The organism is Asanoa iriomotensis (genome assembly GCF_016862515.1).
Taxonomy (GTDB): Bacteria; Actinomycetota; Actinomycetes; order Mycobacteriales; family Micromonosporaceae; genus Asanoa; species Asanoa iriomotensis.
This window is the reverse complement of record NZ_BONC01000015.1, coordinates 11,659-25,158: the sequence shown is the minus strand read 5'-3', so window position 1 is coordinate 25,158 and position 13,500 is coordinate 11,659. Positions and strand designations below refer to the sequence as shown.

Sequence of the window (13,500 nt, the reverse complement as noted above, 5' to 3'; positions counted from 1 at the left end):
GATCATCGCACCGTCGTCCGGGCGGGGTCCAGTGTGGGCGGTGGGCAGGTCGCCTTCGCGTCGACCCTGGCGGTCAGGCACGGTCCCGGGTCGGCGCCCGGGCGCAGGAAGAACCACCCGATCAGGGCGACGACCACGACGACCGCGAGCGCCGCGAGCCCGGCCCGGAACAGGCGCGGGTCCCGCCGCCCGGCCGCGTCGGACCCGCCTGCCCAGTGGACCGGGACCGGCCGCGACGGCAGCGCGCGGAACGCCTCCTCGCCGGCCAGGAACTCGCGGTAGGCGGCGAGCGCCGGGCCGCGGGCGTGGTCCAGGTCGGCCTCGGCCGGCGGGTTCGTCGTCGTGCCGGTGCGGGCCAGGCCGTACATCATCAGCAGTGGCCTGCCCTGCTCGTCCCGCAGCGGGGATCCGTCCCCGTTGGTCAGGGGGTGGGTGCGGTAGGCGACGGTGAGCCGGGTGCCGCCGGCCGTCGTCACCGCCCGCACCCGGGCCGGGCCGCCGACCGGGCCTGGGCTGAGCGACTCGACCAGCACGCCGTACTCCGTGGCGATGATGTCCGGAGCCAGGACCGTGCTGTAGTCGCGGCGCCGCCCGGCGGCGACCGCGACCGGCCAGCCGTTCACGGCGTGCCGCCGAGGCGGGAGCTGGCCAGCCGGCCCTCCAGCACGTCGACGCGGCTGCGGAACTCCCGGACCACCTTGCGCTGCGCGAGCTGGAACTCCTCGATGTGCGCCTCGGCCTCGTCCAGCAGCCGCGCCACGTGCGCGTCGTGGCTGGCCGCCGCCTGGTCCTGACGGCGGATCAGGTCGGCGGCGGCCAGCCCGACCAGCGAGGAGTAGAGCGGGTTCAGCGCGCCGATCACCCGGTTGCCGGACCGGATCAGGGTGGCGCCGAGCTCCGCGAACGCCTCGCCGGGCGACCGCCGGGTCTGCCGGCGCAACCGGCTGAACTCGGCGGCCAGCTTGGCCTGGTCGAGCCGCAGCATGATCTGCTCGAACACGTCCGGCACGACGGCGGCGAGCGGCACGTCCACATTGGTGGGCTCGAGCAGCCCGTCGGGCAGCTTGGTCATCGCGCCCGTCTCGTCCAGCTCGGCGAACGCCGGCCCGACCGCGGAGACCGGCACGATTCGCACCACCCGCCGCGCGCTGTGCTCCTGCACCAGGTCGCGGAAGCCCTGGTTCGTCATCAACAGCTTGCGTACGGTCCGCAGCCGGCCGTCCTCGTCGGCGTCGACGTCCCGCAGCAGGTCCCACTTGGTGATCACGAAGGTGACCGGCTTCTCGACCACCAGCATCCGGCTGATCATCGCGGTCAGCGCGTGCTGAAGGCCCATCTGACCCTCGCGCCGGCCGTCGAGCCACTGCCGCACCCGGTGCCCGTCGATGACCGCGATCAGCGCGTCGGCGCCCTCGATCCGGTCGTCGAGGTCCTTCCACAAGGTCGAGCCGGGCTCGGGCGGCTGGGTGAGCAGGGTGCCGGCGTAGTCGAGGTAGCGCAGCTTGAGCACGGTGTGCAGGGCGCCGGAACCGCCACGCGTACGCACGTCGAAGGTGAACTCGCGGGTGTCGGCGGTCACCGTGCCGGCCGGCCAGTCGCGGCCGGGGTCCTCGACCTCGGTGAACCACTGGTTGAGCAGCGCCACCTGCTCCCGGGGCGCGGAGAGGAAGTAGCCGCGCCCGCCCCAGGTCTGCATCTGGTGATACATGCTGGCCAGCAGCAGCGTCTTGCCCGATCCGCGCGGGCCGAGGGTGACGACCCGGAAGGTGGGCACACCGTCGTCACCGCGCGGCGGTGGCGGCGCGGGCCGGGCCGCCCGGCGGCGCCGCACCAGCAGGACGACCGCCACGACGACGAGGGCGAGCAGTGCCAGGGTGAAGACATCCATACCCTGCGGAGGGCACGCATCCCTGCGGTGATACCTAGGCCGAGAGCAGCCCGAATCGCAGACGCCGCCGGTGACGGGGGTCCCAGATCCGCCGAAGACATCGGCCCACGACAATCGAGCGTTTCGAATAACACGGCGGCGATAGGGGGATTTCCCCGTATCCGCTCTGACGGGGACTCGGCCATGGTGATCTCGCCGCAGGGAAGAGCCGGACCGGAGCCTGGCGACGACGGGAGCGAGGATCACATGGACATTCGACTATTAGGACCGGTGCAGGCGTACGTGCACGGCCGACCGATCCCGCTCGGACCTCGTAAGCAGCGATTTGTTCTCGCGGTCTTGGCATTGGAGGCCAACCAGGTCGTTTCGGTCGATCGCCTCGTGGAGCTGATGTGGCCGCAATCGCCGCCGCGCACGGCGGTCCATGCGGTGCGCGTGTGCGCGTCTCGCCTTCGCTCGGTCCTCGCCGGTGCCGAGTTGGTGCGCTCGGGAGGCGGCTACATGCTGCACACCGACCCGCTATCCATCGACGCTCACCGGTTTCGAGCACTCACGGAACAGGCCCGCGAGGTCGAGGACGACCTCGACCGTGTTGACATCCTCAATCGCGCGCTGGCCCTATGGATCGGACCTGCGCTGGCCGGCGCGGCACCACCGGATCAGTGCGAGCGGCTCTGTCGAGGACTTGACGAGGGCCGGCTCGTCGCCATCGAGGATCGCGCGGACGCTCGGCTGCGCCTGGGCCACCATCGCGACGTACTCGACGAGTTGACCAGCCTGGTCGCCGCACATCCGACCCGAGAACGGCTGGTCGGGCAGCTTGTCCTGGCGCTCTACCGGTCCGGCCGCCCGGGCGACGCGTTGCGGATCTATCGCGAGGCGCGCCAACACCTGGCCGACGACCTGGGCCTGGATCCCAGCGCCGAACTCCAGCGAATCGAGATCGCGATCCTGCGTGGCGAAGCCGATCTCGAAGTCGCCGAGCCGCGAGCGCTGCCATCGCCCGCGGACGGACGAGGCTTTCCACAGCAGGCGTCGGCGCCCGCCCTCCTGCCTCCGGCGGTCGCCGGGTTCACCGGCCGCGAGAGGTATCTCGCCACACTGGACCGTCTCCTCGCCGAATCCGAGTCGCCGGCCGTTCCGATCGCGGCGATCAGCGGCCCGGCGGGCGTGGGCAAGACGTCACTGGCGATTCACTGGGCGCACCGGGTCGGGGACCGATTTCCGGGCGGCCAGCTCTACGTCAACCTGCTCGGCTTCGACGACCATCCCCCGATGGCGCCGGCCGAGGCGATCCGGATCTTCCTAGCCGCACTCAGCGTCAGCCCGACCAGAATCCCAGCCAGTCAGCAGGCACAGATCGACCTCTACCGCAGCCTTCTCGGCGGCACCAGGACCCTGGTCGTGCTGGACAACGCGAGCAGTGCCGAGCAGGCACGACCGTTGTTGCCCGGAGCGCCGGGCTGCGTCGCGGTGGTGACCAGCCGTAACGATCTCGCTGGCCTGGTCGCCGTGGAGGGTGCGCGGGCGATGACCCTCGACGTTCTCACGCCCGAGGAGGGGCGATTGCTGCTGACGCGACGGCTCGGTGCGGCCCGGGTGGCGGCCGACCCCGCGGCGGTCGAGGCCATGACCGAGATCTCGGCCCGCCTGCCGCTCGCCCTCGCCATCATCGCCGCCCAGGCCGCGATGCGCCCGGACTTCGCGCTGACGACGCTGGTCGCGGATCTGCGAGGTCGCGGCAACGGCCTCGACCCGTTCGAGCTCGGTGACCGGTCCGCCGACATCCGTACCGTGTTCTCCTGGTCCTACCGCAGACTCAGCGACGGCGCCGCCCGGCTGTTCCGGCTGTTGGGCGTCCACCCCGGACCGGATGCGAGCACGCCGGCGCTGGCGAGTCTGTTGGGAGTCGAACCAGCCGAGACCGCTGAACTCGTACGCGAGCTGACCCGGGCGCACCTCCTTTTGGAGCATGTGCCGGGTCGGTACACGTGTCACGACCTGTTACACGCGTACTCCATCGAACTCGTTGGTCGCCTCGATTCCGAGCCCGACCGGCAGGCGGCCCGCGGTCGCCTGCTCGATCACTACCTGCACGGCGCCGTAGCCGCTGCCGACGTCCTCGACCGCTATCGCGACTCGTTCGATCTCCCGGAACCGTCCCCCGCGGCGGTGTTGCCTCGCCCGGTGGACCACGATGACGCGTTGGGGTGGCTCGGCAGCGAGTACCGGGCCCTGCTCGCCGCGATCCGTGGCGCCGCGGCCACCGGGTTCGATACGCATGCCTGGCAGATCGCCGGCGCGCTCGCGGGGTATTTCGAGCGTCGCGGTCACTGGCAGGACTGGGCGGAGACCCAGCAGGTGGCGCACTCGTCCGCGCGACGTCTCAACGACCCGTACCCGCTCGCGCTTACCCACCGGTGGCTGGGGCGGGTCAACGAATGGCTTCGCGAATACGACGCCGCGCAGGACCACTTCCATGCCGCGCTGGTGCTCTTCACCGACCTCACGGACAACCGCGGGCAGGCACGGACCCACCACAGCCTCGGCCGCATCGCCGAACTCCAGGGCCGACCGGCAGACGCACTGCGGCTGACGGCACGAGGACTCGAGCTGTTTCGGCTCGCAGGCGACCGGCCGGGCCAGGCCAAGGCGCTCAACGGGGTCGGCTGGTACCACGCCCTGCTCGGTGACTATCGCGAGGCGCTGCGTTCGTGCACCGAGGCATTGGCGGTGCTCCAGGACGTCGGCGATCGCCGGCTCGAGGCGAACACCCGGGACAGCCTCGGATACATCCATCATCGCCTCGGAGATCACAAACGAGCCATCGCCAGCTATCGGGGAGCGATCGCCTTGTTTCAGATGCTGGGTGACCGGTTCCACGAGGCCGAGGCATCGGTCCATCTCGGCGATGCCTATCAGGCAGCCGGCGAGGTCGGTCCCGCGTGCGAGGCATGGCGTCGAGCGGTGGCGGTCTTCGACGATCTCGGGCACGCCAACGCGGCGAAGGTCAAAGCCAGGTTGGCTCAAGCGCCTGTGAGCGTGCGATGACCAAGCTATGAACGCGCGGCGTTAGCGTCTGCGCGCATGAGAGTGATTCCGCTCCGTCTCGACCCGGGAACCGATCTCAAACAGGCGCTGCAGTCCACCGTACGGCGCGAGAGGCTGTCCGCGGCTTGGGTGATGAGCTGCGTCGGCAGTCTGCGTCAGATCACGCTGCGGCTCGCCGATATCCATACGGCACTGGACGAATACGAGATCATCTCCGCCGCCGGCACCCTGTCCGCCACGGGAATGCATGTCCACCTGGCCGTGGCCGATCCGTCGGGCACGATCCTCGGTGGACACCTGCTCGGTGGATGCGTGGTCTCGCCGAACGGCACGGTCGAGGTCGTCCTCGGCGCCGACGACGATTGGCGGTTCACGCGCTCGAGTCACCCGGAGACCGGGTGGGATGAGCTGACCATCGAACGAACATCAGCGTAGGCGTCGAGTCACCACCCCGAACACGTTCTTCAAGCGGAAATAGCCGAGATCGCGCGAATCTATGCTTTGGCTCGGGTTGTCACCGAGGAGGACGAGCATGCCCCGCGGCACAACCCGCATGCCTTCGGCAGGTACGTCATCCGGGACGGGTTCGCCCGGCAGCGCGGCGACCCGCTTGACCACATGACGGATCGGGTTCGCGCCGGGGCGCGTGGCGTCCGCGACCAGGGACACCATCACCACGTCGCCCCGGCGCAGGGTCGAGGCGCGCACCCGCCGGACCAGGACCCGGTCGCCGTCGGACAGTGCCGGTGCCATGCTCGACCCGTTGATGGTCGCGATTCGCAGCCGGTTGGTCACCCACCAGAGAACGCAGCCCGCGAACACCGCCACCGCCCACAGGATGCCGAGCCAGGTCACGTCAGCGCCTCTTCCCGGGATTCCGCCGCCTGCTCCCGGTATCCCGCGGCCTGGCGCTCGAACAGACCCGCGTACCGCCCGGACAGGGCCAACAGGCCGTCGTGGCGACCTTCCTCGACCACGACGCCGCCCTCGAGCACGACGATGCGGTCCGCATCACGCAAGGCGGAGAGTCGGTGCGAGATAAGAATGCTGGTCCGGCCGTCTCGGTGCCGCCTCAGCGTCTCGTGGACCTCGTACTCGGCCTCGGCGTCGAGCCCGGAGTTCGGCTCGTCGCAGATCAACAGGTCGCACTGGGCCCGCACCATCGCCCGGGCCAGCGCGACCCGCTGCCATTGACCACCCGAGAGCACCACCCCCGCGCTCGGGTCGTTCTCGTCGGTGTAGATGCGGCTCAACTCCGTGTCGTACCTGTGCGGGAGGGCAGCGAGCACATCGTGTACGCCCGCGGTGCGGGCCGCGGATTCGATACGCCGCAGGTCGCCGAGTGCCGAGACGTCGCCGAGGCCGATGTTGTCCGCCGCGGAGAGGTCGTAGCTGGCGAAATCCTGGAACACCGCGCCGATGCGGCTACGCAGCGTCGGCGGATCGAGATCCCTGATATCGACCCCGTCCCAAAGAATGCTGCCCCGCACCGGGTCGTAGAAGCGGCACAAGAGCTTGACCAAAGTGGACTTTCCAGCACCGTTGCGGCCGACCAGCGCGACCGTGGTGCCACTTGGAATCGTGAAGCTCACGCCGCGCAGGATCCACGGGTGCTCGTCGGAGTAGCGGAACCAGACGTCGCGTACCTCAATGCCCTGCCGCAGTGGCGCGGCGACCAGAGCCGGGCGCCGGACGGGCATTTCCGGGTCCGACCCGACCACGTCCAGGTGATGTCGGAACAGGAGCAGATGCTGGTGCGTCGAAGCCACCTGGATCACCAGGGCGCTGAGGGCCGCCTGCACGCCGGCCACGGACACCACGAACATCGACACATCCCCGATGGTCATGTGCCCCGACCAGGCGGCCGACACGGCCCAGAACAGGCCCCCGCCGGCGACCGCCGCCCCGACCAAACCCAACAGGCCCTGGCTGCGCAACTCGCGCCGATCCACCGCGCGCACGGTCGTGTCCGCGCTCCGCCGCTCCGCGAGCATCCGCTGCCGCAGCACCGCGCCGGTGCCGAAGAGCCGGATCTCCTTCGCGGCCTCCACCGTGGACAGCAGCGACTGATAGAAGAACTCCAGGCGCTCCGGCCGACCGATCGCCCACATCGCGGCCGCCCGGCGCCGTGAGATCGCGAGCTGCGCGAGAAGGGCCGGCACCGCCGCGGCGACCACGACACCGCTCATGACCGGATTGAGCACCGCCAGCGCGCCGAAAAAGCCGGCCACCGCCAGCGCGCTGCCGGCGATGCCCACGATGCCGTCGAGCACTCCGTTGGGGCTGCCGGCTCCGGCCCGTTGCGCCAGCCGAAGCCGATCGACGAAGGCCGGATCCTCGAACGGCGCCAGCCCGACGAACCGCTCCACCGAGGTGAACAACTCGTCGCGGGCGAGAATGCCCACCCGCCGACCCTGCTCCGCTCTGACGTAGCGGGCCACGTGCGGAGCGACAGCGCTCACCAGTCCGGCCAGACAAAGGCCCAGCGTGTGACCGAGCAGCGCCGTCCGATCGCCGCCACCGGCAACCAATCGGTCGAGCACCACCTTCGTCAGCCACGCGGCGGTGACCGGTGCGACCGCCATGACCACGCTCACCAGGACCAGGGCGACAACCAAGAAGGGCGCGGCGCGCCAGGCGAGGGCGAGAGCTCCAACCGCCGTCGATCGTCGCCACCGGGCGCTCCCCTTCACGCGCGACCCCTGCCCTTACCAGGCCACCGCGACCGGAAGGGTTGCGGGATCTGTGCCAGCACCCACCACCTCGCCGGACGCGTCGACCAGGGCAAAAGCGGGGAAGCCGCGTACGCCGAACGCCTGCGCCAGGACGCCGTTGGGCGGCTCGACGACGACCGTCGCGACTTCGGTCAGCCGGCCGACGATCTCCCGCGTACCGTCGCTGTCGTCGTCGCCTTGGCCGACCACGACGGCGAGCACGCGCTCGGCCGGCATGAGGCGGGCCCGCGTGACGAACAACGGCAGCCGCTCATGACACGGCCCGCACGTGGGGGAAAAGAACCCGACCAGCGTGAGCCCGACCAGCAGATCGCGCCGGACGCTCGCCCCGTCGATCGCCACGGCCGCGTACTCATCGACCGCGGAACCGACAGGACTGATCACCTCGGGTCCACCCACCAGCTCCAACATCGCGCTGTGGTCCCGTAGCCGGCGGACCACGCCAACGGTAAGCAACAGATTCGCCAAGCAGAACAGACCGAGTACGGCGACCGCGACGGCCATGTTCACCTCCAACCCTTTCGTTCGGACGGCACCGCCATCGACGACGATCGTGTGCCGGGGCGAAACAGGCTCGTCAGCTCGTGCAGGCTCATCACGACGATGGCCAGCGCGACCCCGATCACGACATCCACGACCACGTCGGCTCCGGCTCTCGGCGTCGCGACGCTGTTGACCGATCCTGTGAGCAGCCCAATCGCAGCGATCGCGACCAGCACCGCATTGCGCCCCACCTGCCACATTCCGGCCGGTGTCTCCGCGCGGCCAAAGCACCCGCATCCGGCGCGTACGCCGCGGCGAACGGCAAGCCACAACGCGGCGGTGAAGGCGAGCAGCAAAACCACAGCGAGTGTGTAACCCGCGCCGACCGACCAGCGCGGCAACGTCGGCACCACGACCGGCGCGAGCAGCAGGACGGCCACGGCGAGCTCACCGGACAGCGTGCCGAGCGTGACCGCACGGTGCGCCCACACCAACGCTGCCCGGTTATGGATGCGAAGCGCGAGCACCTGCTCGGCGAACCGCCGAAACGCGGTCCCGTCGCGCAGCTTGGCCACGGCCGAGACGGCGAAGACCGTGCCCAGCAAGGCCTGCCCGGCCAGGGCGATAACCATGTGGCTCCCTAGGAAGACCCGTTGGGCAGTATCGACGAACCCTCGGAGTAGTCGCCTGGGCGGCGAGTGCCGGGCCAGACACCGTCTGGCCCGGCCATGCCGAACTTACGAACACGGCTCGCAGTAGAGCCTGCCACCAACCTTGCAGCACTCCCTTGTCCCGGACGAGCCATCCGGCAACCTGCAGGGCCCGGTATTGCACCAGCAGGCCGACGCGTCGGTCTTAGGGACAAACAGGCTGAGCAGCCGGTCGCCGAGATTCTCCAACGTCTTCATTTCACCCCACTCTCGTCGCATCGTCGTTCAGGCCGATGTCTGGACTGACGGCGACGGTAGAGGGCAACGATCACAGTCGATTCATCGTTTTCTTACACCGCCGGTGGGCGGCCTGCCATCGTCTATGTGGTGCCGCGCGGCACCGACTGGCGGGCGGCGAGGGCGGCGCCGCGGGCGCCGGCCATGTCGAGGTCCGGCACGAGGGCGAACGTCGCCACCTGGCGCTGCTCGTCGCGCAGGCTCGTGTGGCGCACGACCTGGTCGAGGAACCACTGCCCGAACTCCGCGCCCGCCTGGACCACGCCGCCGCCGACGAAGTACGCGTCGGGGTCGGTGAAGTTGGCGGCGATCGTGAACAGCCGGCCGATCGCGGTCGCCTGCTGCTCGAAGATCGTGCGCGCCAGCGGGTCGCCGGCCTCGCCCAGCCCGCGGACCAGCTTGGCCGCCGTGGCCAGCGACGGCTCCGCGGCCAGCGGGTGCTCGGGATGCCTGGCCAGCCAGTACGGCAGCAGGTTGCGCTCGATGCCGGTCAGCGAGGCCACGCTCTCCGCGTCGCCTTCGAAGCCGCAGTTGCAGCTCGGCAGCGCCTGGCCGTCGCCCAGCAGACCCTGCATCGGAATGTGCACGTGCCCCAGCTCACCGGCCATGCCGGCGGCGCCGGAGACGATCCGGCCGGCCTCGATCACGCCGCCGCCGAGCCCGGTGCCGACGATCGCCGAGACCGACGACCGGCTGTTGCCCGCGAGTCCGAAGTGGACGTGGTGCGCGTAGAGGGCGGCGGCGTTGCCGTCGTTGTTGTAGACGACCGGCAGCCCCAGCCGCTCCTCGAGCGCGCCCCGGACGTCGAAGCCGCGCCAGGCGGGGTCGACGAAGTTGGTCGAGCCCTTGGCGGAGATGACGCCGGTGGCGCTGGCCGGGCCCGGGGTGTCCAGCCCGACGGACCGCACCGCCGCGCGGGGGACGCCGGTCTGGTCGAGCACGTTGTCGAACGCCTCGGCGAGCGCCTGGACCGCGACGACCGGGCCTTCCTTGACCCGGCTCGGGCTCTCCAGCAGCCCGTCGACCAGAAAGTCGCCGGCCGAGTCGAGCACGGTCGCGTTGTTGGCATTGCCGCCGTTGTCGAGGCCGACGACCACCCACCGGTCACCTTCGACCGCCCGTACGCTGTTCATCTGCCGATCGTTGCACGGGCGGCGATCAACTGCCGTCCTCCGGTCGCCTCAGGCGTTTGGTCTCTCCGCGTCTTTTCTTGGCAGCGATCCGGCGTTCCTTGGCGGCTCGTGACGGTCGGGTCGCGCGGCGTGGCGGGGGTGGCGGCTCGATCGCGCCGGCGACCAGAGCGGCCAGCCTGGCCAGCGCCGCCTCGCGGTTGCGGAGCTGGGCCCGGTGCTCGGAGGCGGCGACCGTGAGCACGCCCCCGACCAGGCGGTTCGCCAGCCGTTCTCGGGCCCGGTCCTTCAGCACCGGCCCGAGCGCGGTGGTCGCGTCGAGGTCCCAGCTCAGCTCGACGCGCGAGTCGGCGGTGTTGACGCCCTGACCGCCGGGGCCGGAGGAGCGGGAGAACCGCCAGTGAAGCTCGGCCTCGGGGATCTCCACGCCGGGGCGGACGGTCAGGGGTGCCATGCCGTCAGGATAGACTTGACAGCACTTATATAAGTGCTGTTACATCGTACGCCGTGGCAGATCTTCTCGACAGCAGTCACTGGGGGCCGGTCTGGGCGCTCCTGCACGGCCTGGATCGCGACATCGCGGCCCTCTACGACGAGGCCGGCATCGGCGACGTGCGCACCCGGTTCGTCGGGCCGATGATCCAGCTCTCCCGGCACGAGCCGATGACCATCCAGCAGCTCGCCGGCCGGATCTCGGTCACCCACTCGGCCATGAGCCAGACCGTCGCCGCGATGCGGCGGGCCGGGCTGGTCGAGGACGCGGACAACGTCGACGGCCGCACCCGGCGGATCAAGCTCTCCGGCCGCGGCCGCGAGCTGGTGCCGTTCCTGGTCGCCGAGTGGCGGGCCACCGAGACCACGGTCCGTGAGCTGGACGCGGAGCTGCCGTACCCGCTGACCGCCGTCGTCGAGGACATCAGGCGCGCGCTGGAGCGCCGCTCGTTCGCCGACCGGCTGCGCGCCAACCTCACCCTGTGAAGGGCGCCCTGGTCGACCTGCGCCCGCTGCGCGAGCACGCCACGTTCCGCCGGCTGTGGCTGGGCAGCACGCTGTCCGGCTTCGGCGGTCAGTTCGGCGGCTTCGCGGTCGTCTTCTCCGTCTGGGACCGCACGCACAACCCGGCGCTGGTCGGCCTGCTGGGCCTGACCACCGCGCTGCCGCTGGTCGCGGTGGCGCTGCTGGGCAGCGCGTTCGTCGACCACGTCGACCGGCGGCGCCTGGCCACCGGTGCGACCTGGGGCCTGGTCGCGACCAGCCTGCTGATGGCGGTCACCGCGGCCACTGCCTCGCCGGTCGGCGTGCTGTTCGCGCTGGCCGCCGCACACTCCGGGCTGTCGGCGCTGGCCTACCCGGCCCTGCGCGCGTACACGCCGGTCCTGCTGCCACCCGACCGGCTGGCCGCCGGGCTGGCCCTCAACCACCTCTCGTTCCAGCTCGCGATGCTGCTCGGCCCGGCCGCGGCCGGCGTGCTCACCGCGTACGCCGGCGCCCCGATCTGCTTCGTGGTCGACGCGGCCTCGTTCGGCGCGGCCCTAATCGGGATCGCCGGGCTCCCCCGGGTGACCGGCACGTCGTCGGGCGGCGCCGGCCCGCGCGCGGTGGCCGAGGGCATCCGGTTCGCGGTGCGCACACGCCCGGTGGCGGGCGCCCTGCTCGCCGACCTGTGCGCCACGCTGCTGGCGATGCCGGTGGCCCTGTTCCCGGTTGTCAACCAGGAGAAGTTCAGCGGCTCGCCGGCGAGCCTGGGCTTGTTCCTGACCGCGATCGGCGTCGGCGGTGCGCTCGCGTCCGTCCTGTCCGGACTATCGACCCGCCGCACGCGCCCGGGCGTCGTGCTGCTGGCCGGCGGCGCGGTCTGGGGAGGCGCGCTGGCCTTGGCAGGCGTGGTCGACACGCTGCCCGCGGTGCTCGGCTGCCTCGCGCTGGCGGGCGCCGCGGACACCTGGGCGGTGGTGGCCCGGGGAACGGTCGTGCAGACGTCCACACCGGACGCCTACCTCGGCCGGGTAGCCGCCCTCGAACACGTCGTCGGCGTAGCGGGCCCGGAGCTGGGCAACCTGCGGGCGGGCCTGGTCGCGTCGGTCATGACGGGCAGCGCCGCACTGGCCGTCGGCGGCGTGACCTGCCTTGTGGGCACCGCGTTGCTGGCGGGGTTCAGCCGGCCGCTGCGCACAGCAACCGTCCCAACGCCATCGGCGGCCGGCCAGCCAGCACCGTGAGATCCGGCAGGTTTCCCTGTGCTTCCACGGTCAGTGCCGGGTCGTCGAACACGTCGCCGGCCAGGACGACGACGTCGAGGCCGGTCTCGCGCGCACACCGGCGCGCCTGATCGGCCACCAGGGCGACGAGCGTCGCCCGCACTCGGGCGTCGATCGCCTGGGCGGGCACTCCGGCGCGCACGTCCGCGACCACCGCACGAACCAGCGCACCAGGATCGAGACCCCGCATCGGGTACGGCTCGCCGCCAGCCGCCCGCCCACCGGCCAACCCGTGCAGGCCGGCGATCGCACCGGGCACCGCCGCAACCGGCCCGCGCACATCGTGGCCCGCGCCGGGCGGAGCGGTGACCCGGCCGTGCAGGGCGGCGATCGTGGTCAGTAGCAGGCCGACGCTGGTTGTGGTGGCGCAGCCGAAGCCTGAGTCGAGTTGGCCGGCCAGGATCCGGCGTTCGCGGGTCGAGCAGGCGCGGACCGGAGCCAGGTCGAGGTCCCACGGCAAGCCGGCGTGGCGGAGGTGGGCCAGGGCGATCCGATGTGGCCGGTCCGTGCCGACGCACCGCACGTACCCGAGGTGGGCGACCCGCCGGAATCCCTTGTAGCCCGCGACGAGCACCTCGCCACCCCAGGTGGCGCCGTCCGGGCCGTAGCCGCCGCCGTCGAACGCGAAACCGATCACCTGCTCGTCGGGTCCGAGGCCGTGTGCGGCCATCGTCGCGGCGACCAGCGCGTGGTGCCGGGCCACCGCCCGCACCGGCAGGCCGGCGCGCGCCGCCCACAGGTGCGCGGGGTCACCCGGGCGCAGGTCCACGGCGGCCAGCTCCGGTGCGACACCCGCCGCCGCGGCCAGTCCGGCGAGGGCCTCGTCCGGGTGCGCGAACGACCCGAGCCACGCAAGCCGGCCGGCGCCGAGCGCCGACGACCGCGCGCCCACCGCGAGCGTCGGTGCCACCTCCCACGGCAACGCGACCACCACACCGGGATTCTCGTTATCCCGGCCAGATGGTGTATCCCTTATCAACGCTTATCGTTACACCGGCGAACGATCAG

At 71.3% G+C, this 13,500-nt stretch carries 13 protein-coding genes; 4 read left to right on the top strand and 9 right to left on the bottom strand.

Translation table 11 applies throughout. The features are described from left to right. Positions 1-2: 2 nt before the first annotated feature. Positions 3-623, bottom strand: coding sequence for a hypothetical protein (locus tag Air01nite_RS12975; protein WP_203702308.1), 621 nt, complete (start codon positions 621-623; stop codon positions 3-5). Continuing rightward, a complete protein-coding gene (locus tag Air01nite_RS12970) occupies positions 620-1,888 on the bottom strand; it encodes a GTPase domain-containing protein (RefSeq protein WP_203702306.1) in 1,269 nt (422 codons plus the stop codon). The genes Air01nite_RS12975 and Air01nite_RS12970 overlap by 4 nt, the downstream gene beginning before the upstream one ends. A 270-nt stretch (positions 1,889-2,158) precedes the next feature. Here Air01nite_RS12970 and Air01nite_RS12965 point away from each other — a divergent pair, with 270 nt between their 5' ends. Next, positions 2,159-4,939, top strand: coding sequence for an AfsR/SARP family transcriptional regulator (locus Air01nite_RS12965; RefSeq protein WP_203702304.1), 2,781 nt, complete (start codon positions 2,159-2,161; stop codon positions 4,937-4,939). Between the two features lie 42 nt (positions 4,940-4,981). Continuing rightward, a complete protein-coding gene (locus Air01nite_RS12960) occupies positions 4,982-5,374 on the top strand; it encodes a PPC domain-containing DNA-binding protein (protein ID WP_203702302.1) in 393 nt (130 codons plus the stop codon). On the opposite strand, the gene Air01nite_RS12955 is transcribed toward Air01nite_RS12960, so the two are convergent. The 6 genes from Air01nite_RS12955 to arfB form a co-directional block, all read right to left on the bottom strand. Beyond that, positions 5,366-5,794, bottom strand: coding sequence for a S26 family signal peptidase (locus Air01nite_RS12955; RefSeq protein ID WP_203702300.1), 429 nt, complete (start codon positions 5,792-5,794; stop codon positions 5,366-5,368). The genes Air01nite_RS12960 and Air01nite_RS12955 overlap by 9 nt on opposite strands. Then, the gene (locus Air01nite_RS12950) at positions 5,791-7,536 is read right to left on the bottom strand and encodes an ABC transporter ATP-binding protein (protein WP_239090680.1); all 1,746 of its coding nucleotides are present in this window, start codon (positions 7,534-7,536) and stop codon (positions 5,791-5,793) included. Before Air01nite_RS12950 ends, Air01nite_RS12955 begins: the two co-directional genes overlap by 4 nt. A 111-nt stretch (positions 7,537-7,647) precedes the next feature. Continuing rightward, positions 7,648-8,178: a TlpA family protein disulfide reductase gene (locus Air01nite_RS12945; RefSeq protein ID WP_203702299.1), complete on the bottom strand. Its 531-nt coding sequence runs from the start codon at positions 8,176-8,178 to the stop codon at positions 7,648-7,650. A gap of 2 nt (positions 8,179-8,180) precedes the next feature. Continuing rightward, positions 8,181-8,789, bottom strand: coding sequence for a MauE/DoxX family redox-associated membrane protein (locus Air01nite_RS12940; RefSeq protein WP_203702297.1), 609 nt, complete (start codon positions 8,787-8,789; stop codon positions 8,181-8,183). A gap of 398 nt (positions 8,790-9,187) precedes the next feature. Beyond that, complete coding sequence (locus Air01nite_RS12935) at positions 9,188-10,237, bottom strand: ROK family protein (RefSeq protein ID WP_203702296.1); 1,050 nt, start codon at positions 10,235-10,237, stop codon at positions 9,188-9,190. 25 nt (positions 10,238-10,262) lie between these two features. Then, positions 10,263-10,688 (bottom strand): alternative ribosome rescue aminoacyl-tRNA hydrolase ArfB, encoded by a 426-nt coding sequence (arfB, locus tag Air01nite_RS12930; RefSeq protein WP_203702294.1) that lies wholly within the window; start codon positions 10,686-10,688, stop codon positions 10,263-10,265. A gap of 53 nt (positions 10,689-10,741) precedes the next feature. Here arfB and Air01nite_RS12925 point away from each other — a divergent pair, with 53 nt between their 5' ends. Then, a complete protein-coding gene (locus tag Air01nite_RS12925; protein ID WP_203702293.1) occupies positions 10,742-11,212 on the top strand; it encodes a MarR family winged helix-turn-helix transcriptional regulator in 471 nt (156 codons plus the stop codon). Next, positions 11,209-12,453 carry an MFS transporter gene (locus Air01nite_RS12920; RefSeq protein ID WP_203702291.1) on the top strand — a complete coding sequence of 415 codons (1,245 nt, stop codon included), beginning with the start codon at positions 11,209-11,211 and terminating at the stop codon, positions 12,451-12,453. Before Air01nite_RS12925 ends, Air01nite_RS12920 begins: the two co-directional genes overlap by 4 nt. Here the strand turns inward: Air01nite_RS12920 and Air01nite_RS12915 are convergent. Then, positions 12,389-13,426, bottom strand: coding sequence for a Kae1-like domain-containing protein (locus Air01nite_RS12915; protein WP_203702290.1), 1,038 nt, complete (start codon positions 13,424-13,426; stop codon positions 12,389-12,391). The genes Air01nite_RS12920 and Air01nite_RS12915 overlap by 65 nt on opposite strands. Positions 13,427-13,500 lie beyond the last annotated feature (74 nt).